Genomic DNA, 23,322 nt, shown 5'->3' on the forward strand with positions numbered 1-23,322 from the left:
TGTGGACGGCGCGGGCGGAGTGGACGGCGCGGTGTCCGCGGCAGGCGGTCTCGCGCCGGACGCGGGTGCGGCGGCTGAGTCGGACGCCTCGGCGCTGGCCAGCCAGCCCCCCTTGCCCAGGACCCGCTTCTGGGCCGACCGCTCGCACGATGCGACCCCTGCCGATGCTGCGCCCGGCGATGCCTCTCACCCCGCTCCTGCTCCGCTCGGAGCGGTGGACCGCGACGCCCTCACCGGCGACGCCGGTCACCGCGAGGCCCGTCGCTCAGCTAACGCTTCGCTCGACGGAGCAGAGCAGGTCGGACCGACTGCCACCTCCGGCGACGCTCAGCGTCTCGCAGCCACTTCACGCCGGACAGCGGCCCGGGACATGCGCCGCGCCGACTCGGCGGAAGCCGGCGCCGTCTCCGCGCCCTCAGGCGCGGTGGTTGCTGCGGTTCGGCTGGGGGGTGGGGTGACCTTGGTTCTGGATCAGGGTGGGGGCGTCCCGGACATCGCGCGGCTGGTTGCTGCGGCAGTGCCGTTGCTTGCGGAGCTTGGTCGGCAGGGATTGCTCAATCAACCAGCGTCAGGAGACGAGTTATGACTGTTCTGCCTACCCTCCGAACCGACGAGCTGGGAGAGGTTTCGGACGCGGGGCTTGGGAGCTTGAGTACTGAGCGGGGAAATCTGCCGCTGGAGCGGATCGACGCGCACGCGACCATCACCGGGCTCGTCTCGCGGACCGTGCTGACCCAGGACTTCCACAACCCGCATGAGGTCGCGCTGGAAGCGACGTACATATTTCCGTTGCCGGCTCGAGCAGCGGTGACCGGGCTGCGGATGACTGCTGACGGGCGGACTGTCGAGGCTGAGTTGCAGGAGCGGGCTCAGGCGCGGGAGACCTATGACGAAGCGATAGCAGCCGGTCAGCGCGCGTCGATTGCCGAGGAGGAGCGCCCGGACGTCTTCACGCTGAGGGTTGGCAACATCGTCCCCGGCGAGCGGGTGTCGGTGCAGCTCACCTTGGTCGGTCCCCTCCCGTACGAGGACGGCGAAGCGACGTACCGCCTGCCGCTCGTCGTCGCCCCGCGCTACATCCCCGGTACGCCGATCAGCGGCCAGTCCGTCGGTGACGGAGTAATCCCCGACACGGACGCAGTACCGGACGCCTCCCGCATCACCCCGCCGATCCTGCTCCCCGGCTTCCCCAACCCCGTCCGCCTGAGCATCACCGCCGACATCGACCCAGCCGGCCTACCCCTCAACGGCATCCGCTCCAGCCTGCACGCGATCTCCACCGAACAGCCCGAGCAAAGCGACCACCGAACCACCGTCACCATCAACCCGGGCGAGCGCGTCGACCGCGACTTCATCCTCCGGCTCGCGTACGGCGAACCCGAAGCGACTGCCACCGCCTTCACCACCCAACCCGACCAGCACATCGTCGACGGCCAACCGGCAGGCGAGACCGAAGGCACCTTCGAGCTGACAGTCCTCCCACCACTCGAAAGCACAAACGCCCGACCGCGCGATGTCGTCCTCGTACTGGACCGATCCGGCAGCATGAGCGGCTGGAAGATGGTCGCCGCCCGTCGCGCCGCCGCCCGCATCGTCGACACCCTGACAGCCGCCGACCGCTTCGCCGTACTGAGCTTCGACACGGTCATCGAGCGCCCGACCGACCTGCCGGCAGACACCTTGGCCGACGCCACCGACCGCAACCGATTCCGCGCCGTCGAGCACCTGGCCGGCCTCACCGCCCGCGGCGGCACCGAGATGTTCACCCCGCTCCAAGAAGCGGCCAGACTCCTCGGCGAAAACGACGGCAAGCGCGACCGCGTCCTCGTCCTGGTGACGGATGGACAGGTAGGCAACGAAGACCAGCTCCTCGCCGGCTTGGCCACCCCGCTGGCCGGCGTACGGATCCACACCGTCGGCATCGACCAGGCCGTCAACGCCGGCTTCCTCGGTCGGCTGGCCGGACTCGGCGGCGGCCGCTGCGAACTCGTCGAGAGCGAGGACCGCCTCGACGATGCACTCGACCGCATCCACCTCAGGATCGGTACGCCGCTGCTCACCAACCTCACCCTCACCGCCGACGGCCTGACCCTGCTCGCCGACACCATCAGTCCCGCCCGGATGCCCACCGCCTTCGCCGGCGTCCCGCTAGTACTACGCGGCCGCTACGGAGGCACTCCCGACAACGCGACAGCCCACCTCCACGGACTGACCCCCGCCGGCGAGCCGTGGCAGGTGACGATCCCAGCCGTCCAAACCGAAGGCGCTGCAAATGCGGTCTGGGCCCGCGCCCACCTGCGCGACCTCGAAGACCAGTACGTCACCGCGACCGACACCTTCGGCGGCGCCTCGACCGACCTCGAAAAACTCGAGCACCAGATCGTCGCCGTCTCCTTGAAGCACCACGTCCTCTGCCGCTTCACCGCCCTCGTCGCCGTCGACTCCAGAGTCGTCGCCGAAGGCGGCCCCAAACACCGCGTCACCCAGCCGGTCGAACTCCCTGCCGGCTGGGACCCCCGCCACCTCGCCATGCCCGCCGCGCCCGCCATGGGGTTCGCCGGAGCCGCCTTCGCTCCCCAAGCGTTGAACGCGATGGGCCCCGGCAGCGCCGCAGGCTCAGCTCCCGGAGGCGCAGCAGACCTGAGCCATCGCCGAGCCCGGGCCCGCGGCTTCGGCGACGGCCCAGGTCTGTTCTCGCGGAGCTCGAAGCGCACCGCTCAGCCACCCTCGCTCGTCGAGGAGCAGTCCGCAGCGGAGCCACTGGCCGAGGCCCGTGCTCAAGCAGCCGCCGAGGCACAACTCCTCCGCTCGGCCGGTACGCCGACCGCCGCCCAACGCCGGACCATCCTCTCCGACCTGGCCACCCGCCTCGATGCCGTCCTCCAAAACCTCCAGGTCCCCAAGCTCCAGGCCCTCATCACCACCCTGAAGTCCCTGGACACGACCCCGTTCGACGACACCCAACTCACCAACCTCTGGGCCGAAACCCTGCAAGCCCTCGACGAGTTCGCCGGCACTACCGCCCCGGCGAAGGCACCCATCCGGGACTTCTGGAAACGCTCCTGACCAGCAGGCCTGACTCGACCCCGCCGGATCGAGTTAGGCCTGTACTTGGCGCGCGCACGCTGTCACGCTGGCTCGACCGATCCGGTCGGAGGCCACCATGAGCAGAGCCACTCGCCCGCCGTCACCGTCGCACCCGCTGCTGCGCAAGAAGAGCATCGACCAGATGCTCGCCGCGAGCCGGGGTGAGCACGGGTCGGAGCATCTCGAGCGGTCGATGACCACGTTCCAGCTGATGATGTTCGGCGTCGGCGCGACCATCGGTACCGGTATCTTCTTCGTCCTCGCGGTCACCGTGCCCAAGGCCGGCCCGGCCGTGATGATCACTTTCCTGCTCGTCGGCATCATCGCGGCGATGACCGCGCTGTGCTACGCGGAGGTCGCCTCGACGATCCCGGTGTCGGGTTCGGCGTACTCGTACTCGTTCGCCTCACTGGGTGAGCTGCCCGCGTACATCGTCGGCTGGTGCCTGATCCTCGAGTACGGCGTGGCCGGCGCCGCCACGTCGGTCGGCTGGGCGGAGTACTTCAACGCCTTGCTGGACGACGTTTTCGGCTTCCGGATCCCCGAGTCACTGAGCTCCGGGCTGCTCGCCGAAGGTCCCGGCGTCATCAACCTGCCCGCCGTCGTCCTGGTCGGCCTGTGCTGCCTGTTGCTGCTGCGCGGCGCGAAGGAGTCGGCGCGGGCCAACGCGATCATGGTCGTCATCAAGCTGGCGGTGCTGGCGCTGTTCGTCGTACTGGCCCTGACCGGCTTCAAGTCCGGCAACCTGACGCCGTTCGCGCCCGAGGGGATCAGCGGGATCTCGGCCGCTATCCCGGCGATCTTCTTCACCTTCCTCGGCATCGATGCCGTCAGCACCGCGGGCGAGGAGGTCAAGAACCCCGGCCGGACCATCCCGCGGGCGGTCTTCGGCGCGGTCGCGATCGTCACGGTCTTCTACCTGCTGGTCGCCTTCGCCGCCGTCAGCGCCCAGCCGACCGCGAAGTTCGAGGGTCAGGACGCCGGCCTGGAGGCGATCCTCAACGACGTCACCGGGGTCGCGCTGCCCGGCATCATCATCGCGGCGGGCGCGGTCATCTCGATCTTCTCGGTCACCCTGATCACCGTCTACGGCCAGACCCGGATCCTGTTCGCGATGGGTCGCGACGGGATGCTGCCGCCATTGTTCAAAGAGGTGAACAGCAACACCTTGTCGCCGAACAAGAACGTGCTCGTCACCAGCGCCTTCATCGCGGTGCTGGCCGCGGTGGTACCGATCGACAAGCTGTTCGACCTGGTCAGCATCGGCACGCTGGCCGCGTTCATGGTCGTGTCGGCGACCGTGATCGTTCTGCGCCGGACGCGGCCCGACCTCAAGCGCGGCTTCCGGGTGCCGTTCGGCCCGGTGATCCCGATCCTGTCGATCATCTCCTGCGCGTACGCCGCGAGCACGATCGCCGCCGTCACCTGGATCTCGGTCGGGATCTGGCTGATCCTGGCACTGTCGGTCTACTTCCTCTACAGCCACAAGCATTCCGTCCTCCACGACACCGAGGCAGGTGAACTGTGAAGGCCGTAGTCGCGTACCGCGGCGGAGACGACACTCCCGAGGCTCTCGAACTCGGCGCGACACTACGCCGTACTACGGGAGCCGAGCTGCTGGTGGTCGCCGTCCTACCGCCCACCTCCGAACCCGGCACCGAACGAGTCGATCTCGAATACCGCCAATGGCTCGACTCCGTCGCCGACCAGGCCCGACGCACAGCGGTCGAGACCCTGTCGCCCGGCTACCCCGACGGCCTGGAGTTCCGCCGGATCGCCTCCAACTCCGTCGCCGACGGGCTGGTCCGCGTCGCCGAGGAGTCCGATGTCGACCTACTCGTCCTGGGTTCCGCGCGAGCCGCCACCCAGGGTTCGCTCCTCGTCGGCAGCGTCAGCTCGCGACTGCTGCACTCGTCCCCGGTACCGATCCTGCTCGCTCCACAGGGCTATGGCGGCGACCCCCTGGCCACCTTCGGCTCGTTGACCTGCGCGTACGCCGGTACCGACCGATCCCGCGAAGCGCTCGCCGCGGCCTGCTCCCTGGTCAAGCGCTACGACGGCCACCTCCGGGTCGCCACCTTCGTCCCCCGCGCCAACACGATGTACCCACCCGAGGTCGGCCTCGACGCCGAGGACATGGTCGCCGCCCAATGGGCCGAGCAGGCCGTCGAACTCCATGAAGACGCCCTCGAGTTCTGCAAGAACCACGGCGTCACCGACGTCGAGACAGCAGTAGCCCGAGGCCAGGGCTGGCCCGGCGCACTCACCGCGATCCCCTGGTCCCCCAACGACATCCTCGTCCTCGGCTCCAGCCGGCTCGGCCAGCTCGCCCGGGTCTTCCTCGGCTCGACGGCCACCAAGATCCTCCGCCACACGCCGGTACCGGCTCTCGTAGTACCGGCCGGGACCTATACGTGGTCAGACTGATTCCATGACCGAGCCTGTGCGCGTGATCCGGGAAGTCGACCTGGTGGCGACTGACCCGACCAGCGGGATGCTCCGCAAGAAGGCGTTCGAGCTGCCGATCCTGTGGGCCGGCCGGGTCGAGACCCAGCCCGGCGCCGTCTCCGGCTGGCATCACCACGACCGCAACGAGACCAGCCTGTACGTCGTATCGGGCATCCTCCGGCTGGAGTTCGACGGCGGCGACGGCTATCTGGACGCCGAGGCCGGGGACTTCATCTACGTCCCGGCGTTCACCATCCACCGCGAGAGCAATCCCACCGACGAGGTGTCCGTCGCGGTGATCGCCCGCGCGGGTGGCGGCATTCCGACGGTGAACGTCGAGGACTACTTGAAGCGTTCGTAGGCGGGCAGCGTCAGGAAGTCGATGTACTCGTCGTCCAGAGCCACCGCGAGGAAGGTCTCGCGAGCCGTGGCGAAACGGGCCGGATCCTCGAGCTTGGCGATCTCCTCGTCGGCGAGCTTGGTGACGAGGTCGGTGGTGACCGTGGCGCCGGTGTCGAGGACGACGTTGTTCTGACGCCACTGCCAGATCTGGGAGCGCGAGATCTCGGCGGTGGCGGCGTCCTCCATCAGGTTGAAGATGCCGACCGCGCCGGTGCCTTCGAGCCAGGCGGCGAGGTACTGGATCGCCACGCTGATGTTGTTCCGCAGACCGGCCTCGGTCACCGAGCCAGGAGTCGAGGCGACATCCAGCAGCTGCTCGGCGGTCACGTGCACGTCCTCACGCAGTACGTCGAGCTGGTTCGGCCGGTCACCCAGCACCGAACTGAAGACCGCTTTGCACGTCTCGACCATGCCCGGGTGCGCTACCCACGACCCGTCGAACCCGTCGCCGGCTTCGCGCGTCTTGTCCGCCTCGACCTTCGCGAACGCCTGCTCGTTGACCGCCGGATCCTTGCTCGGGATGAACGCCGCCATCCCACCGATCGCGTGCGCGCCGCGCTTGTGACAGGTACGGACGAGAAGCTCGGTGTACGCCCGCATGAACGGCACCGTCATCGTCACCGAGTTGCGGTCCGGCAGCTGGAAGTCGGCGCCACGGGTCCGGTACGTCTTGATCACCGAGAACATGAAGTCCCAGCGCCCCGCGTTCAGCCCAGCCGAGTGCTCGCGCAGCTCGTACAGGATCTCCTCCATCTCGAAGGCCGCCGGGTACGTCTCGATCAGCACGGTCGCCCGGATCGTGCCGCGCGGCAGTCCGAGGAAGTCCTGCGCGAGGACGAACGCGTCGTTCCACAGCCGCGCCTCGAGGTGCGACTCCATCTTCGGCAGGTAGTAGTACGGCCCGGCGCCACGATCGAGCTGCAGTTGTCCACAGGCCACGAGGTATAGCGCGAAGTCCACCAAAGACCCCGAGGTCCGCTCGCCGTCGACCAGCAGGTGCTTCTCCGGCAGATGCCAGCCGCGCGGCCGGACCACGATCGTCGCCAGCTCGTCGTCGGGCTTCAACGCATAGGACTTGGTCGCGGTGCTGAAGTCGATCTTGCGGCTGATGGCGTCGAGCAGGTTGAGCTGCCCGCCGACCACGTTCTCCCAGGTCGGGGTGTTCGCGTCCTCCTGGTCGGCCAGCCAGACCTTCGCGCCCGAGTTCAGCGCGTTGATCGTCATCTTCCGATCGGTCGGCCCGGTGATCTCCACCCGCCGGTCCACCAGCCCCGGCGCCGCGTCCGCCACCCGCCACGACGGGTCCTCACGGACAGCCTTCGTCTCGTCGAGGAACCCGAGCGACCCGCCGGCCGCGATCTCCTGCTGCCGCGCCTGCCGCCGCTCCAGCAACTCCAGCCGGCGCGGGTTCAGCGCCCGGTGCAGGAGCCCGATCAGCTCCAGCGCCCGCTCGCTCAGGATCTCGTCGTACCGCTCACCCATCGGCCCGATGACGTCGACTGACACAGCTGGACTCCTATCGGTCCTGCAGTAGCGGCAGGACGTCTCGTAGTACGGCGGCATGCTCCTCGGGTTTCCCGAGACCCATGTTCATCGTATTCACCCCGAGATGCGTCGCCCCCAGCTCCCGCCATCCCTCGACGAAATCAGGCCACTCCTTCTCCGGTACCGCCCCCAGCGTCAGCCGCGCCTCGAACCCGATCTCCGCCGGATCACGGCCGGCCTCGACCGCAGCTGACCTGACCAGCTCGACCTGTCGCCGCGCCTCAGCGGTCGGCGGGCTCTGCGGCATCCAACCGTCACCGATCCGGCCGGTACGGCGTAGTACCGCGTCCGCCCCGCCGCCGAACCAGACCGGGATGCGCCGACGCGGCGGCAACGGGTTGAGCCCGGCCTCGACCACCTTCTCGTGCCGGCCCTCAGCCGAAATGACCGGCTCGGCCCAGAGCTTGCGCAACAACTCGACCTGCTCGGTCAACCGCGCACCACGCCGCTCGAAAGGCACCCCGAGCGCCTCGTACTCGACCGCGTTCCACCCGATACCGACGCCCAGCCGCAGTCGCCCACCGCTCAGCACATCGACCTCGGCAGCCTGCTTCGCGGCCAGCGCCGTCTGGCGTTGCGGCAGAACCAGTACGCCGGTGACGAGCTCCAGCGTCGTCGTGATGGCCGCCATGTACCCGAAGAGCACGAAGACCTCATGGAACAGCGACTTGTCCGTGTACCCCGTCCAGCCCGGCCGATTGGCCGGGTCGGCCCCGAGCACGTGGTCGTAGGCGAGCGCATGCGTGTAGCCGGCCGCCTCGACGGTCTCGGTCCACTCCCGGACAACGGCCGGATCGGCGCCGATCTCCAGCTGCGGAAAGACCGCTCCGATCCTCACTGGACGATCCCTTCGAGCAGTGCGACGGTCATGAGGCAACTCCTTCGAGAAGGTCGACGAGGCCGGCGACGGCGAGCTCGAACGGTTCGTCCGATCCGTCGGCCCGGGCGAGCACATAGCCGCCCTGCAGTACGGCCGCGATGGTGGCGGCGGTCCGGTCCGGATCCAGGCCGGCCGGATACTCGCCAGATTCCTTGCCTTCAGCAACTATCTCGGCGAGCCGGGTGCGGATCCAGGCGAAGGTCTCGGCGACCGGCGCACGGAGTACCGGATCGGCGATGACGTCCGGATCGGCGGTCAGCCGGCCCATCCGGCAGCCCTTGAGGACCTCGCGGTCCCGCTCCAGATAGTTCGTGATCCGCTCGGTCGCCGTGCCGGAGCCGGCGAACTGCTCCTCGGCGGCCGCGCGCAGCTCCGCGCCGGACCGCTCGATGGCTGCTCTGGCGAGCTCGGCCTTGCCGCTGAAGTGGTGGTACATGCTGCCCTGACCGGCCTCCGCGGCGAGCTGGATCGCCTTCGGACTGGTGCCGACATAGCCCCGTTCCCAGAGCAATTCCTGGGTGCTCCGGATCAACCGTTCAGCTGCTTCCACCTCGCCACTGTACCCACGCGTAGGTACAGCTGCTGTTACCAGCAGGTTTCCCAACACGGCCGACCTCACGCGGCAGGGCCATGTACAGATATTGTCTGGCGGCATGGGCACCAGGGTCGCGATCGCCGTCATCACCTTTCGGCGACCCGCTCTGCTGGCAGCGCTGCTCGACAGCCTGCTCGCCCAGGAACTTCCGGAAGAAGAGGACTACACCGTCCGGATCATCGTCGTCGACAACGACGACGAGGGCAGCGCCACCGAAGTGATCGAGCGGGCGGCCAAGGACGGCCGCTATCCGGTCGAGGCCGCGACGGAGCCGGAGCCCGGAATCCCGTTCGCCCGGGAGAAGTCGGTCCTGCTCGCCTGGGACGACGACGCGCTGATCTTCGTCGACGACGACGAGGTCGCGCCGCCCGGCTGGCTCGCCACCTTGCTGCGCGCCTGGCGCTCGACCGGCGCCGACGTGGTCACCGGGCCGGTCCGGGGCATCCTGCCGCCCGGCGCACCCGCCTGGAACCGGCACAGCGACGTCCACGACTCCACCGGCCGGCACCAGAGCGGCGATCCGCGGAACAAGGCGTACACGAACAACACCCTGGTCGCCCAGCACGTCTACCACTCGGTGACGCCCAGCTTCCATCCCGCATTCCGCTACACCGGCTCCAGCGACCTGCACTTCTTCCTCCGCGTGCACCGTGCCGGATACCGGATCATCTGGTGCGAGGAAGCCCAGATCCACGAACATGTGCCACCGTCCCGGACGACCCTGTCCTGGCTGGTCCGTCGCGCCTTCCGCTCCGGCAGCGGCGACACCATCAGCCGGTTGCTGATCCGGCCGGGCGTGCGCGGCTACGTCCTGGTCCTGGCCTATTCTTTGGCCCGGATCGTGTCGGCCCTGGGGTTCGGCCTCGGCGGTCTGCTGCTGTTCCGGAAGGCGTTCCTGCTGAAGGCCGTCCGCCGGTTCTTCTCCGGCATCGGCAGCCTCGCGGGGATAGTAGGGATCAACCATGACGAGTACCGGGAGCGGCACCATCCTGACGGTCACGACGATTTGCCAGGCGATCTGGAAGGTGGAGCGGGAGCTGGACCTGCTGACCTGGGAGATCGACGGCGTACGACCGTGGCCGATCATCCGGATGCGCATCTTCCATGAGCTGACCCGCCGCAGCGGCCTGCACGGCGACCCCCACCCGGTACGCCGGACGCGCGCCGACCAGCTCCGGCTCGTCGGCAAGCACGTCGCCGGCACCGTCACCCGCAATCCGTTCCTGGCCCGCGGCTCGTACGACGCTCTGGTGGTCCCCCACCCGCGCAAACCCGGCGGCATCGAGATCTACACCGACTCCTTGCGCTCGACGCTGGGCGGCTCGGCGCTGGTGCTGGACTCGGGGATCAACGGGACCCCGCTGCCGGGAAGCGTCAACCTCGACTTCTTCACCTCGGCTTCTGGTGCCGTCCGAAGCCGGCGGGTGCATGCCCGCTGCGCCGAGATCGCCTCCGCGCTGGAGAGCGAGACGGGCGTCAAGGTCCCGGTCGCCGCCCTGGTCGCTCGCGAGGTGCCGAAACACAGTCGGCTGCGCGCGGTGTATCGCACGCTGCTCAAGCGCCGCCGGATCAAGACCGTATACGTCGTGGTCGCGTACTTCCACCAGCACATCGTCGGAGCCGCTCGCGACCTCGGCATCCGGGTCGTCGAGCTCCAGCACGGCGCCATCAGCCCGTACCACCTCGGCTACAGCTACCCCGGCCGTCCCGACGTGGCTGACCAGCCCGACGAGCTCTGGTGCTTCGGCTCCTACTGGACCGACGTCGCCGAGCTGCCCGCTGGGATGAAGGCCGAGGTTGCCGGTGCCTCCTTCATCTCCCCACTGTCGGCGACCGAGCTGGCGGCCAAGGACCCGCGCCTGGTCGTCTTCCTCTCGCAGGGCACGACCGGCCCGGCACTGCTCTCCTATGCGGCCTCGCTGGCCACTGCGCGGCCGGACCTGGACGTGGCCTTCCACCTGCACCCGAGCGAGCGCAGTACGGACTATGTCCTGCCTGCTGGTGTCCGCATGTCCGCTGGCAACACGCTGACCCTGCTGGCGGCTGCCACCTACCAGGTGGGCGTCTCCACCACTGCTCTCTTCGAGGGCATGGTGCTCGGCTGCCGGACGGCTGTGGCCAACCTGCCCGGCCACGAGTACCTGGACCCCACCATCGCTCGCGGCGACTCCGTTCTCGTCCCCACCCCGGATGCCCTCGCGTCTGCTCTCGACACCTTGCCCAGGGCGTCCACCCCAGACAGCTACTACGCCGCACCGCGCCTACCGCTCTAGGCCTAGGGCTGCCGCTCTGGGCCTACGGCTGGCGGCCGATGTAGCCGAGCAACCTGTCCTGGAGTGGCGCATCCTCGGGGACGGCGATCTCGGGGCCGAAGACCTCGATCCCTGGCCCGAAGGCGCCCGGAGTCCGGTACTGCTCGATCACCTCGGGCGGAATCGCGGAGTTGCTCGCCCACAACCGCTCCACGTCGACCGGATCCATCGTCTCGTCCTGCCCGGTCGCGCGAGCCAGGTCCCATCCGTGCAGAACCAGGTCGTCGCTCACCACCTGATCGATCTGATCCGCTGCCGTCATCCGCCCGGCCGGCGTCTCGCACTCCTGAGCGGCCAGCGCCGGATCGTCCAGCACCGCCTCGACCGCAGTCCTCGCAGCCCGGAACGCCGCCAACGGGTCGTCCTGCACCGAGGGCTCGGAGTCCAGCGCCCGCCCCACCGGTCTCAGCATGACACCGTGCATCACCACGACGTGATCGACGACGTCGCGTGCCGACCACTTCTCACACGGCGACCGGTTCGCCCACTGCTCCGGCCGGACCCCGGCGACCTTCTGTTCGAACACCTCGGCCCGGCGCCGGTACCGCTCCGCGATCTCGCCCATCACGCGCCTCCATCGGTCGCCGAAAGAAAATCCTCCACCCGGCCAACCTTTCGGGCAATAGTGCCGTCTCAGTGGGTGCAGGACCGAGGGGGTGCTGCGGACACAGATCAAAGGGGTTTGGGGACCATGAACAAGAAGATCAAGCTGGCCGTTTCCGCTTCCACCGCAGGGATCGCGGCCGTCGGCGCCGCCGGAGCGGTGCTGCTCGGCGCGCTGCCGAGCAACGCGGCGACCACGCACAATGTTGCCGCGAGCAACGCCACCGGCCTGAAGCCGTCCAGCCTGAGCTTCGTCAACGCCCGCTGGTTCTGCGAGGAGGGCAACTGGTTCGGCGGCAAGGACTGCCACATCGGCGCGGTCGTGCCGAAGGGCTGGAACGTGACCTCGCTCAACCACAGCGACGCTCAGTTCACCCCGAAGAAGGGCGCGTACTTCCTCCGCGTCGCCGAGGGTCCGTACAACCTGAGCACCAAGCAGGCCGTCGCGGCCAAGCAGAAGGCGCTCAGGGGCACCAAGAACCTCAAGGTGCAGGGTGTGGCCACTGCCCGCTCGGGCGGGATCGTGTACTCCACGATCGTCTACACCTACACCGACTCGGCCAAGCACACCCGCTGGGTCGCGACCCGCTACCAGGACCGCTCGGGCACCGGCAAGTCCGCCGGGATCGAGATCACCGTCGGCGGGACAGTCGCGGACAAGGCCGGGCTGACCACGGTGCTGGCGCGCGCCACCACGTCGGCGTACCAGGCCGGCTGACCGAAGTACCAGCAGTACCAGCCTTGCCTGATTTGCACCAAGGGGCAGAGGTTCGCGGGGGAGGCGAACCTCTGCCCCTGGCGCGTCGTCAGAAGGGGTGCAGGTCCACGGGGGCCCTGCAACTCAAGGGGGATCGAAGAGATGAACAAGATGATCAAGCGGGGTATCGCAGGCGTCGGGGCGCTCGGAGCAGCCGGAGGGGTGCTGTTCGGAGCGCTGCCGAGCGACGCGGCGACCGGTGCCGCCGCAAGCCAGCCCGGGCCGCTGCACTCCAGTCAGCTCAAGTACGTCACGCACACATGGGCCTGCGATTCCGACGCCGGGCTGGACGGCCGGGCCTGCCAGGTGGGCGCGGAGGTCCCGAAGGGGTGGGCGTGGACGAAGGTGGATCGCTACCAGGCACGGTTCGACAAGTCGAACCTGTGGATGGTGCGCATCGACGGCTACCTGCCGAACGCGGGCAGCACCACGGCGATGGCCAAGGCCAAGCAGAAGGCGCTGCGTGGTACCGCCGGCCTGAAGGTCCTGTCAGTGAAGTCCAGCAGCCTGCCCAACACGGTGACCAAGTCGCGGATCTACTTCACTACGGTCACCTACACCTACCGTGACGCCACTCGCGGCATCCGCTGGGTAGCCACCCGGTACGCCGACCCGATGGACCACGGCGCCGGCGCCCAAGAGGAGTTGACCGTCAGCGGCCGCCCCCAAGACGCAGGCGCCCTCGGCGTAGTGCTGAACCGCGCTACGCAGACGGTCGCCCTCGCGGGTTGATCAGAGCGTAATCAGTACTCGGTGGCCGGCGGGGACTGTCTCGGCTAGGTCGTGGGCTGCTGCGATCTGGTCGAGTGGGAGGCGGGCGGCGATCGGGTAGTGCAAGTCGCCGGACTGGACGGCGGCGGTGAGGTCGGCCGCCGCCGTGCGGTTCGCTTCCTCGGGGAAGTCGTCGTTGCTGAGGAACCGCACGGTCAGGTTCTTGAAGGCCAGTTCCCAGTACGGCACGGTCGGCTGGGTCTCGCGGGTCGCGTACGTCGTGATGGTGCCGCCGTAGCGCAGCAACTCGACATCAGCACTCAGGCCGGTGTCGAAGGCGACCTCCGCGATGAGGTCCACACCGTTCGGGCCGGCCAGCTCGTTGATCTGGGCAACGAGTCCGCCTTCCGCCGCGACGGTGTGGGTGGCGCCGAGTTCGCGCGCTGCGGGTAGGTCGGCGTTCCGGCGTACGACGGCGATGGTTCGAGCGCCACCGCGCTTGGCAACGGCCAGGGCGGCTCGGCCAACGGCACCCAGGGCGCCGGTCACCACAATCGTGCGACCTTCGACTGGGCCGGCCGCGAAGACCGCTCGGTGGCCGGTGATTCCGGGAATGCCGAGGCCCGCGACGTCCTCGAAGGAGACCTCGGCGGGAATGGCAACGGCGTGCTCGGCGGGGACGACCACGAACTCGGCCGCAGTACCGAACGGGCGGTACGACTGCGCCAGATAGACCCAGACCCGCTCACCGACGCGACTCGCGTCCACCCCGGCGCCGACGCGGTCGATGACGCCTGCGCCGTCGCCATGCGGGATCACCCGCGGGTAGGTCATCGTCGAACCCCACCAGCCCTGGCGCTTGCCGAGGTCACCGACATGCACCGCCGACACGGCGACGCTGACTCTGACCTCCCCCGGGCCAGGCTCCGGATCGGGCAACTCGCCGACCTGGAGCACCTTCGCGGCCGGGCCCTGTTCGTCGTACCAGGCCGCGCGCATCAGACCGACACACCTTCCTCGGCGCTGACCAGAGCGTCGATCGCCGCGAAGAAGCGGGCGATGCCGGGGAGGTTGCCACCCTTCTCCCGGGACGCGGCGAAGTCCTCAGGGGTCTCCCACTCGACGATGTCGAGCCATTCGTCGTCGGGCAGCTTGACCAGCTGGGCCCGGACGAAGCCGGTCCGGTCGGCCGCGAAGTCGGCCAGCATCTCCGGTCGCGCGGCCAGCAGCTCCGCCTCACGCCCGGCCTTGAAGCGGGTCAGTTCGATCGTGCTCATCGTCATCCCTCTCATTGATCACTACTTCTGATCGTCACCAATCCTTACTATAATCTCGAACCAGTTGCCATGTTCCGATATTCCCGGGGTGCTCAGTCCGCCGCGTAGGTCAGGTGCAGGAGTGGGTACGGCTTGCCCATGCCGTCGAGGGGTGAGCGGCCGGTGATCTCGAAGCCGTTGTGCAGGTAGAAGCCGATCGCCTGCGGGTTCTGCTCGTTGACGTCCAGCGTCCGGGCGCCGAACGCGGTCAGGGCGTGCCGCAGCAACAACTTGCCGCCGCCCTGGCCGCGGGCCGCCGGGTCGAGGAATAGCATCTCCAGCTTGTGGTCCTCGACCCCGGCGAACCCGACCAGCAGACCGTCGTCGTCCCGCAGGCCGGCCAGATGCTGGATCTGCCCGAACCCCTTCCGGACCAACGGCCGGAAGATCTCGATGTCCGCGTCGGAGACGAAGTCGTGCGTCGCCCGGACGGATGCCTCCCACACCTCGGCCGCCCGGTCGTACTCGTCCGGCCGGATCTCCGAAACCTTCATGTCGTGTACAACCTGACCACTCCATCGCCGGACCGGACCGTCCAGCCATCCGTGTGATACGTGATGATCTCGCCTGCCTGCGACGACTCCTCACCGGCCGACACCAGCTCGATCCGCCGGACGGACTGCTTCGTCCCCGCCACGATCACCTTGCTCCTGGCCTCGAGCACGTTCAGCGCGGCCGACTTCCGGACCAGCGCCGCACCCGGGTCGCTCAACCGAAGCACCAGCTCCTCCGGCGTGAACATCGGCGCCTCCGAAGCCAGCTCGGGATCCTGTGGCGCTCCCGGCTCCCCCGCGAACGCCCGCGCCGCGCCTTCTTCCAGTACTTCGCGCAGCATCTCCCGCCAGGCCTGGAAGATCGCCGCGCCGGTGAGGTCCTCGGGCAGCGGCCGCTCACGCTGACTCAGGATCGCGCCGGTGTCGAACTCCGCCTCGGTCCGATGCAGGGTCGCGCCGACCGTCGTCGCGCCTTCGTAGACCAGCCGGACCGGATTCGGCCCGCGCCCCACCGGCAGCGGCGACGGGTGCAGGTTCACCGCACCGTACGTCGGGATCTTCAGGATCTCGGCCGGGATCAGTCGGGGGAAGGCGGCCGAAATGACGAGGTCTGGCTCCAGCGCGGCGATCGCGGGCGCGGCCACGGTCCGGAGCTTGCTGGTGATCAGGACGTCCGCGGTGGGTGGCAATCCGAGCACGAACGGCGGCGCAGCCGCGTCGTACCGGTCGCCGGCGCCGGCGGGTGGAGTCACCACCAGCACGATCTCGTGGCCGTTCTCCTCGGCCCACCCGGCGATGTTGTGGTAGCCGGGCAAGAACGCGTTCATCGTCACGATCCGCATGGGACCTAGTCAATCATTGCGGCTCAATCGATATTCGAGGCTGCCCAGGCGGAGATGTCGTCACGGCGGATCGCGGCGGCCATCAGGTCGGGGAAGAGCTCGGGAGTGCAGGCGAAGGTCGGTACGCCGAGGTCGGCGAGGGCCGCCGCGTTCTCCGCGTCGTACGACGGGGTGCCCGAATCCGACAGTGCGAGCAGCGCGATCAGCTGGACGCCGGACTCCACCAGATTGCGGGCGCGTCGGAGGAGCTCCTCGCGGATACCGCCTTCGTACAGGTCGCTGATCAGGACCATCACCGTCTCGCCGGGCCGGGTGATGAGCTGTTCGCAGTACGCGACGGCGCGGTTGATGTCGGTGCCGCCGCCGAGCTGGGTGCCGAAGAGGACGTCGACCGGGTCGTCCAGCTCCTCGGTGAGATCGACGACGGACGTGTCGAAGACGACGAGGCTCGTCCGCAGCGCACGCATCGACCCCAGTACGGCGCCGAACAGGCTCGCGTAGACGACGGATTCGGCCATCGACCCCGACTGATCGATCGCCAGTACCACGTCCCGCTGGACGCTGTGATTGCGCCGCGCGTAGCCGACCAACCGGTCCGGAACGATCGTGCCGAGCGTCGGAGAGAAGTGCTTGAGGTTGGCGCGGATCGTCCGGTCCCAGTCGATGTCCGAGTGCCGCGGCCGACCGGTCCTCCCCGCGCGATCGAGTGCGCCGGTCACCGCGGCCCGGGTGCGCTCGGCCAGCCGGGCCTCCAGCTCTGCAACGACCCGGCCGACGACCTCGCGGGCGGTCTGCTTGGTCTCCTCGGGCATGACCTCGTTGAGCGCGAGCAGGGTGCTGACCAGGTGGACGTCAGGCTCGACCGCGTTGAGCAGCTCGGGTTCCATCAGCATCCGGGTGATGCCGAGGCGCTCGACCGCGTCGCGTTGCATCACCTGGACGACGGTGCTCGGGAAGTACTTCCGGATGTCACCCAGCCAGCGGGCGACGCGCGGCGCTGACGAGCCGAGGCCGGCTGACCGTTTCGTACCGGGTTCGCCGCGTTCGGCGTCGTACAGGGCGGCCAGCGCAGCGTCGACGGAGCGGTCGGCGGAGGACAGTTCCGAGCCGGTCTCCGGATCGGCCTCGCTGCCGAGGACCATTCGCCAGCGGCGCATGCGTTCGTCGTCCGGCATCGTCACACCCCCAGCAATCGCTTGACGACGGGCAGGACCGATGCCGCCAGCAACGAATCGAGCTCGTTGTCGTCGGCGACGATGGCGGCTGCCGGGTCGGCGAGGGCGCGGGCACGGTCGCCGATCGAGCGTCGTTCCGGTGAGGCGAAGGTGCCGAAGGTCCTGCGGAGCAAGGGCAATGCCTCCAAGAACGCGTCGTCGGGGATCGCCGCGAGCCAGGTGTCGACCAAGGCGAGTAGGCGTTCGTCGTGGACCAGGAGGAGGCCACCACCGGCCAGGAAGCCCTCGACATAGCCGGCCGCGTCGGCTGTCGGCGTACCGGGAGACAGGGCTCGGCCTAGCCTCAGGGCGACCTCCGTCGCTTCCAGCCGGGAGGTGTCGAGCATCAGGCGGGTGAGACGGCCGGCGATCAGCGGCGGTACGGATGGGCGGTCGCTGAGTCCTTGCAGGGTTGTGAGCCATTCTTCGCGGATGGTCTCGGCGAGGAGGGCGGTCGCGTCTTGGACGTCGTCGATGAGTTCGAGGACCTTGGCGGCGGCTTCGGGGTCGAGGCCGTGGACGGTTCGACCGAGGCCTGCGCAGACGCGCGAGACCATCCGGCCGGCGACGAGACCCAGGCCTTCGGCAGATGAGCCGCGCACGTCGCCGTACCGGGCTGATCTTGCGAGGGCGGGGAGCGCGGCCATCAGGTGGCCGACGTCGGCGTCCTTGGCGGCGCGGGTGTCGACGCCTTGGAGCAGGGTCGGCAGCGCGTCATTGAGGTCTGCCAGCAGCGAGCGCTCCAACGCGGAGGTCACCTCGGCGAGGGTTGCTGAATCCTCGGCGGCCTTGAGCATCGTCGTCGTGGCTGCGCCGAGCACGGTCGTGCCGTGGGCGCCGGCGGCGACGAGATCGACCTCGAGGCCGGGGTCCCAGGCGAGCTTCCAGCTCTCGCGGAAGGTGCCTTGGTTGCGGCGCTCGTCCGCTGTCGGCAGACCCCAGTCGATGCCGAGGATGCGGAGCCGGTGCAGCAGGCGCGACTTCGCCAGGTCGTTCGGCTTGCGCAGGTCCAGCTCGATCACCCGCTCGGCGGCGTCTCGCTTCAGCCTGAGGGTCTTGGCTTGTGCGGCGAGGTCCGCGGCGACCGGCGCCTGCGGAGTCTCGGCCGGCACTTCGCCCAGCAACTCACCGACCACGGCCTCGCGAGTGACCAGGTTGAGCAGTACGTCGTTGCCGCCACACATCACGGCCCGAGTGGCCTCGGTGACCTCGCTCAGCCCGGCGAGGGGGCGTTCTCTCAACGCGGCAAGGGCGTCTGCGAGGCGTACGGCCTCGATGACGTGTGCGCTCGACACCGGGAGGTCTTCTTTGCGGAGCACCTGGGCGACCTTGGTCAGCCAGCGGGTGGTGATCTGGTCGGGGGCGGTGAAGAGGTGGTGGTACCAACCGGGTGAGGTGACGCCGGCGCCGTACCCGCTGGCCGTGGCCAGCCGGCCATGTGTCCACGGCACCCACGTACAGGCGACCTTGCGCTTCGGCAGGCCTCTCAGGATCTGCTGGTCATGTGTTGCCGTGGGCAAGGGAATCTGCAGTGCCGGGACGTGCCAGGCGCCGCAGACGACGGCGATCCGCTCGAAGCCTTCCTTGATCGCCTTGCGCAGGGTCGTGCGCATGTAGGCCTCGCGCTGCGCCTCGCGGCCGGTCGTCTCTTCACCACGGCGCAGTTCGGTCATCGCCTCGGCGATCACCGTGAACGGCTCGGCGCCGTCGCGCCGGTGCTCGATCACGTCGTCCCACCAACGCTCGGGATCGTCGTACCCGCCCGCCGCGGCCAGCGTCGCCAGCGGGTCCGCCGATGCTCCCCGCCGGTCTTCCCGTCCTGAGCTCCCGAACTGATAGGCCGCCGGCAGATCGCAGAACCGCACCGGTACGCCGGCCGCCAACGCGTGCCTGATCGCCTGCCACTCAGGACTGAACACCGCGAACGGCCAGAAGGCGGCCCGCGTCGAATCGTCCGCCGCATAAGCGAGCAGCGCCACCGGCGGCACCATCTCCGCCGAGGCCGCGAGCTCGACCACCTTGTCGGCCTCGGGCGGTCCCTCGATCAGCACGATGTCCGGCTGCAACTCCGCCAGGGCAGCCGCGAGCGCCCGGGCGGACCCGGGACCGTGGTGCCTGATGCCGAAGAGGTGGACGGTCATCCTGAGATGTCCCGGCACGCGCGATAGAAGTCGGCCCAGCCGTCGCGCTCGCGGACCACGGTTTCGAGGTACTCCGACCAGACCACCCGGTCTGCCGACGGGTCCTTCACCACGGCTCCGAGGATGCCACCGGCGACGTCGTTCGACCGGAGTACGCCGTCGCCGAAGTGCGCTGCCAGGGCGAGTCCCCCGGTGACGACACTGATCGCCTCGGCAGTCGAGAGGGTGCCTGACGGTGACTTGACGGCGGTACGGCCGTCTTCTGTCCGGCCGGACCTCAGCTCGCGGAAGACGGTGACGACGCGGCGGATCTCCTCCAGCGCGTCGTCCTGCTGCGGCAGCTCGAGCGACGAGCCGAGTTGCGCGACCCGGCGGGACACGATGCCTACCTCATCCTCGGCGTCGTCGGGCAGCGGAAGTACGACCGTGTTGAACCGCCTGCGGAGTGCGCTGGACAGCTCGTTGACGCCCTTGTCGCGATCGTTGGCGGTGGCGATGACGTTGAATCCCTTACGGGCTTGGACTTCCGTGCCCAGCTCGGAGATCGGCAGCGCCTTCTCGGACAGGATCGTGATCAGCGCATCCTGGACGTCGGAGGGCATCCGGGTCAGCTCTTCGATCCGGGCGATCTTCGCGTCGGCCATCGCGCGGAACACCGGACTCGGCACCAGTGCCTGCTCACTGGGGCCTTGGGCAATCAGTTGCGCGTAGTTCCAGCCGTAACGGATCGACTCCTCGGCCGTGCCCGCCGTCCCCTGCACGAGCAGCGTCGAGTCGCCGCTGATGGCCGCAGCGAGGTGTTCGCTGACCCACGTCTTCGCAGTACCCGGTACGCCGAGCAGCAACAGCGCGCGGTCCGTCGCGAGCGTGGCGACGGCGACCTCGACGAGCCGGCGGGGACCGACGTACTTGGGGGTGATCTCGACGTCTCCCGCCTTGCCGCCCAGGAGATAGGTGACGACCGCGGCCGGCGACAGCTTCCACGAGGGCGGCCGGGTCCGGTCGTCGGTGGCTGCCAGGGCGGCCAGCTCGTCGGCGTACTCGTCCTCGGCGTGCGGTCGGAGTACCTCAGGGCCCACTGGACTCACCGGGCTCGTTGTCATGACAGCTCCTCGTACATTTCACGACGGAAATTCAGGGTCTCGATCAGGCGCCGCCGCCAGGTGTCTTCCTCACCGGTCGGCTCGCGGGTGATCGGGTGGTCCAGTACTTCGGCCGGTACCGCGCGCGCCGCGATGCTCGCGAGTCGCGCGTGCCGGCGATCAGCGCCGAGCTTGGCCAGCTGGTCCAGTACTGCGTTGCCCAGCTGCGTCGGCCATGGCACCGGTAGGCCGCCGACCAGGTCGGCGATGTCTACGCGGGCTCTCAAGAGCTCGATGGCCGGCACCCACTCCTCGGGCGGCAGGATCTTGAGCAGCTCGGCGACCCGGCCGCCGGTTCTGGTGTTGGCCAGGAGGAGCGCTCGGGCCCAGTGTTGGTTGCCTTCACGGACCGTCGCTTGCGCCCAGGCGACCTGGAGGACCTCAGGCGAGCAGCCTTCGACCGGCAGCTTGAGGTAGTCGAGCTCGTACGTCGTGAGTGGGGCGGCGGCGAGGATCTGGAGGAACCACCAAGCCCGCTTGCCGAATCCCTCCCGCGGCTCCGACTCGATCCCGTCACGCTCCATCGCCTTGGTCAGCCTGGTCGGCAAGTCGACGGCGATGACACCCTGGCTGACCGTCAGATGCGCATGAACCCGCTCAGCCATCCGCTCCCCGTAGTGCGCCCCCGGAATCCGCTGCAACAGCCCAGCCGCCGCCCGCCGAACCTCCTTCGACCGATCATCCAACACCCGCTCCAGAAACACCTCGTCCCCCGAGGGTTCCCGACGCTCCGTCGCACCCGTGGCGTCCTCGGCGCTCGTGGCGCCGAGGTTGGTTGCGAGGAGGGTTAGGAAGTCGAGGCGGGTGGGGGCTGGTTCGGTCGGCCAGACTTCTTCGAGCGCCTCGAGCGCTGCCGCCGGATCGCGCCTGCGCAGCGCCCGCAGCCAGCTCCTACGCTGGACCGGATTGCTGTGCGTCCACTGATCGTTGCCCTCGACAACCGCCTCGTGCAGGAATCGCCAGTCGGGGTTGAGATCCGCCAGCCAGCTCGCCCTCCGCCCGGCCGCCTTGACCACCAACGGCCGGTACTCCGCACGGTTGCGCGCGTGATCGGCCAGGGCGGGGAGGAGTTCCGGCGGGACGCCCCAGCCCTTCGCGTCCGCTGCTCTGAGCCACTCGCCCAGCGCGGTGCTTTGGAAACCGGTGAGCATGGCGGAGAGTCGGCGGATGGCGGCTGGTCTGGGGAGGGGGCTGTCCTCGCCTTGGGTCGCGGGGAGTGGGGTCAGGCCTTCGAGGGGTACTCGGCCGGCTCGCTTGTAGAGGGTCGCGAGGGCCGCGGCATCGAGTAGGCCACCTTCGCCCAGCTGCTCCTGGATCTTCGGCGGGAGTTCCTCGAAGCGGGGTGGTCTGCGGTCGGTACCGAGTAGTGCTGAGCTGACCAGGCCGTCCCAGCCCCTCATGACAGGATCACCGGGCGGTCGCCGTGCCAGCAGGTCATCGGCTTGAAGCCTGCACGGTTCCACTCGCCGGCGACGGTCACTGGGTCACCTGCGGAGACGGCTAGGAGCTTCCAGAGGTCTACGCCGGGTAGGACCTCCAGTGCGTCTTGGTTGGCGTCTATCAGAGCCCAGTTGTCGCCGTTGGGGGTTGGGCGGACGTCTGCGAGGACTAGCGGCCAGCGCTCGTTCCAGGGGTCGGCTGCTAGCGATTCGACGTACGAGGCGAGGGCTTGCTTGGCGTTGAGGCCGCCTGGGCGGGGTGCTGGGAGGCGTGGGGCGGTTTGGGTCAGCAGGGCTCGCATGGGGAGGGCACCTGGGTAGTAGGAGAGGACTGCGGGGATGAGCTCGCCGGGGCGGGCGGGGAGGGGGTCTAGCTGGCGGCCGCCGGCTGCGAAGGTGAGGATGAGGGCTAGGCGTCCAGTGGTGGAGCCGCGGAGCCACAGGCGTCGTACCGTGAGGTGGTCGTCGGGCTCGATCACTCGGCCTAGTACTAGCCAGTCGTCTTCGACCTTCTCGCCTTCTGCGAGGACGCGGGCGGTTTCGACGGTCCAGCCGATGCGGGACTGGACGGTGTCGGCGAGGCTGGGTGGGAGCTCGGGCAGACGCTTGTGGGCCGAGACGATGAGGTGGATGAGGGAGAGCTCCTCGAGGAGTTCGCCCGGCCAGCCGTGGGTGCGGCCGACCACGGCGGCGGCTCGGCGTACGGCGCCTGCTACTCCGGGAGCCTGCGCGTCGACCATGCGGGCGGCCAGACGGCTCAGCTCGGAGTACCCACGCTGCTCGAATCCGCCGAGGCCGCGGCGTACCTGATCGTCCAGCCAGCTCTCCAGCTCGGCCATCCCCGCCGACACCCGATCAGCCCGCCTCGTGACCCGCTGCTGAGCCGCCAACGGATCCGCGACCTCACCCGGCTTCTTCTCCGCCTTCTCAGCCGCCTTCTCCGCCCGCCCTGCCCGCTCCTCGATCCAACTGGCCACCCACCCAGGCTCAGCCGTCTCCGTCAACTGCTGGTTGGCCGACAACAGCATGATCGCGAGCGCGTGCTTGCACGGAAACTTCCGACTAGGACAAGAGCACTTGAACGCGGGCCCGCTCAGATCGACCGCCGTCTGATACGGCTTCTTCCCACTCCCCTGACACAACCCCCACAACGCCCGCTCGGAGCACCCCGCCCCGGACCACTTCTCCCCCCGAGCCAGCCCCTGAGCAGCCTTAGCCGAAGCAGCATCCGGCGCCAGCGCCAACACCTGCTCCACATCCAAGCCCGCCACCACACCCCCAGCCGCTCAACCTCTACCCCGCAGAGCATGCCACCCACCACCGACACCCCCACCGACCGACCACGCCCAGCGCCACAACTGGCGACCTTGAACACCGAACGGCGACCTTGAACA

The 23,322-nt window shown here is 69.0% G+C and carries 21 protein-coding genes and 1 pseudogene; 8 read left to right on the forward strand and 14 right to left on the reverse strand.

Annotated features, from left to right (window positions below):
- The first annotated feature begins 582 nt into the window (after window positions 1–582).
- From ABD116_RS17330 to ABD116_RS17345, 4 genes are all read left to right on the forward strand, one after another.
- The gene (locus ABD116_RS17330) at window positions 583–3,066 is read left to right on the forward strand and encodes a VIT domain-containing protein (RefSeq protein WP_343970544.1); all 2,484 of its coding nucleotides are present in this window, start codon (window positions 583–585) and stop codon (window positions 3,064–3,066) included.
- A 97-nt stretch (window positions 3,067–3,163) separates the two neighbouring features.
- Window positions 3,164–4,615: an amino acid permease gene (locus ABD116_RS17335; RefSeq protein WP_343970547.1), complete on the forward strand. Its 1,452-nt coding sequence runs from the start codon at window positions 3,164–3,166 to the stop codon at window positions 4,613–4,615.
- Window positions 4,612–5,514 (forward strand): universal stress protein, encoded by a 903-nt coding sequence (locus ABD116_RS17340; protein ID WP_343970549.1) that lies wholly within the window; start codon window positions 4,612–4,614, stop codon window positions 5,512–5,514. The genes ABD116_RS17335 and ABD116_RS17340 overlap by 4 nt, the downstream gene beginning before the upstream one ends.
- A 4-nt stretch (window positions 5,515–5,518) precedes the next feature.
- On the forward strand, window positions 5,519–5,896 hold the full coding sequence (locus tag ABD116_RS17345; protein WP_343970553.1) for a cupin domain-containing protein: 378 nt from the start codon (window positions 5,519–5,521) through the stop codon (window positions 5,894–5,896).
- Here the strand turns inward: ABD116_RS17345 and aceB are convergent.
- From aceB to ABD116_RS17360, 3 genes are read right to left on the reverse strand one after another with little or no spacing between them, the layout of a single operon-like run.
- Entirely contained in the window at window positions 5,878–7,443 is a 1,566-nt protein-coding gene (gene aceB, locus ABD116_RS17350) for a malate synthase A (RefSeq protein ID WP_343970556.1), read from the reverse strand. The two genes, ABD116_RS17345 and aceB, sit on opposite strands and share 19 nt — an antisense overlap.
- 10 nt (window positions 7,444–7,453) lie before the next feature.
- On the reverse strand, window positions 7,454–8,320 hold the full coding sequence (locus tag ABD116_RS17355) for an LLM class F420-dependent oxidoreductase (protein WP_343970559.1): 867 nt from the start codon (window positions 8,318–8,320) through the stop codon (window positions 7,454–7,456).
- 28 nt (window positions 8,321–8,348) lie between these two features.
- Window positions 8,349–8,912 (reverse strand): TetR/AcrR family transcriptional regulator, encoded by a 564-nt coding sequence (locus ABD116_RS17360; RefSeq protein ID WP_343970562.1) that lies wholly within the window; start codon window positions 8,910–8,912, stop codon window positions 8,349–8,351.
- A gap of 103 nt (window positions 8,913–9,015) precedes the next feature.
- On the opposite strand from ABD116_RS17360, the gene ABD116_RS17365 reads away from it, so the two are divergent.
- Together ABD116_RS17365 and ABD116_RS17370 are read left to right on the forward strand one after the other, a co-directional pair.
- A complete protein-coding gene (locus ABD116_RS17365) occupies window positions 9,016–10,065 on the forward strand; it encodes a glycosyltransferase family 2 protein (protein ID WP_343970565.1) in 1,050 nt (349 codons plus the stop codon).
- Window positions 10,049–11,230, forward strand: a complete 1,182-nt coding sequence (locus ABD116_RS17370; protein WP_343970977.1) for a hypothetical protein — start codon at window positions 10,049–10,051, stop codon at window positions 11,228–11,230. The genes ABD116_RS17365 and ABD116_RS17370 overlap by 17 nt, the downstream gene beginning before the upstream one ends.
- Before the next feature lie 22 nt (window positions 11,231–11,252).
- Here ABD116_RS17370 and ABD116_RS17375 read toward each other — a convergent pair whose 3' ends face one another.
- Complete coding sequence (locus ABD116_RS17375) at window positions 11,253–11,834, reverse strand: TIGR03086 family metal-binding protein (protein ID WP_343970568.1); 582 nt, start codon at window positions 11,832–11,834, stop codon at window positions 11,253–11,255.
- A gap of 126 nt (window positions 11,835–11,960) precedes the next feature.
- Between ABD116_RS17375 and ABD116_RS17380 the strand changes: the two genes are divergently transcribed.
- Together ABD116_RS17380 and ABD116_RS17385 are read left to right on the forward strand one after the other, a co-directional pair.
- Window positions 11,961–12,590 carry a hypothetical protein gene (locus tag ABD116_RS17380; RefSeq protein WP_343970572.1) on the forward strand — a complete coding sequence of 210 codons (630 nt, stop codon included), beginning with the start codon at window positions 11,961–11,963 and terminating at the stop codon, window positions 12,588–12,590.
- Window positions 12,591–12,731: 141 nt separating this feature from the next.
- Window positions 12,732–13,361, forward strand: coding sequence for a hypothetical protein (locus ABD116_RS17385; RefSeq protein ID WP_343970575.1), 630 nt, complete (start codon window positions 12,732–12,734; stop codon window positions 13,359–13,361).
- Here the strand turns inward: ABD116_RS17385 and ABD116_RS17390 are convergent, their stop codons facing one another.
- The 10 genes and pseudogenes from ABD116_RS17390 to ABD116_RS17435 form a co-directional block, all read right to left on the reverse strand.
- A complete protein-coding gene (locus ABD116_RS17390) occupies window positions 13,362–14,339 on the reverse strand; it encodes an NADPH:quinone reductase (RefSeq protein WP_343970577.1) in 978 nt (325 codons plus the stop codon). It abuts the gene before it with no gap.
- Window positions 14,339–14,617, reverse strand: coding sequence for a hypothetical protein (locus ABD116_RS17395; RefSeq protein ID WP_343970580.1), 279 nt, complete (start codon window positions 14,615–14,617; stop codon window positions 14,339–14,341). The genes ABD116_RS17390 and ABD116_RS17395 overlap by 1 nt, the downstream gene beginning before the upstream one ends.
- 92 nt (window positions 14,618–14,709) lie before the next feature.
- Window positions 14,710–15,150, reverse strand: a complete 441-nt coding sequence (locus ABD116_RS17400) for a GNAT family N-acetyltransferase (protein WP_343970583.1) — start codon at window positions 15,148–15,150, stop codon at window positions 14,710–14,712.
- On the reverse strand, window positions 15,147–15,992 hold the full coding sequence (locus tag ABD116_RS17405) for a methionyl-tRNA formyltransferase (protein ID WP_343970586.1): 846 nt from the start codon (window positions 15,990–15,992) through the stop codon (window positions 15,147–15,149). Before ABD116_RS17405 ends, ABD116_RS17400 begins: the two co-directional genes overlap by 4 nt.
- 23 nt (window positions 15,993–16,015) lie before the next feature.
- Complete coding sequence (locus ABD116_RS17410) at window positions 16,016–17,167, reverse strand: VWA domain-containing protein (protein ID WP_425552091.1); 1,152 nt, start codon at window positions 17,165–17,167, stop codon at window positions 16,016–16,018.
- A 2-nt stretch (window positions 17,168–17,169) separates the two neighbouring features.
- Window positions 17,170–19,347, reverse strand: a complete 2,178-nt coding sequence (locus ABD116_RS17415) for a DUF5682 family protein (protein WP_343970592.1) — start codon at window positions 19,345–19,347, stop codon at window positions 17,170–17,172.
- On the reverse strand, window positions 19,344–20,450 hold the full coding sequence (locus ABD116_RS17420; protein ID WP_343970595.1) for an ATP-binding protein: 1,107 nt from the start codon (window positions 20,448–20,450) through the stop codon (window positions 19,344–19,346). The genes ABD116_RS17415 and ABD116_RS17420 overlap by 4 nt, the downstream gene beginning before the upstream one ends.
- Window positions 20,447–21,889, reverse strand: a complete 1,443-nt coding sequence (locus tag ABD116_RS17425) for a DUF5691 domain-containing protein (RefSeq protein WP_343970598.1) — start codon at window positions 21,887–21,889, stop codon at window positions 20,447–20,449. Before ABD116_RS17425 ends, ABD116_RS17420 begins: the two co-directional genes overlap by 4 nt.
- Complete coding sequence (locus tag ABD116_RS17430) at window positions 21,886–22,905, reverse strand: SWIM zinc finger family protein (protein WP_343970992.1); 1,020 nt, start codon at window positions 22,903–22,905, stop codon at window positions 21,886–21,888. The genes ABD116_RS17425 and ABD116_RS17430 overlap by 4 nt, the downstream gene beginning before the upstream one ends.
- A gap of 45 nt (window positions 22,906–22,950) precedes the next feature.
- Window positions 22,951–23,202, reverse strand: a pseudogene (locus tag ABD116_RS17435) (SWIM zinc finger family protein); the annotation flags it as partial.
- Window positions 23,203–23,322 lie beyond the last annotated feature (120 nt).

This window comes from Kribbella koreensis, assembly GCF_039525325.1.
GTDB classification, from domain to species: domain Bacteria; phylum Actinomycetota; class Actinomycetes; order Propionibacteriales; family Kribbellaceae; genus Kribbella; species Kribbella koreensis.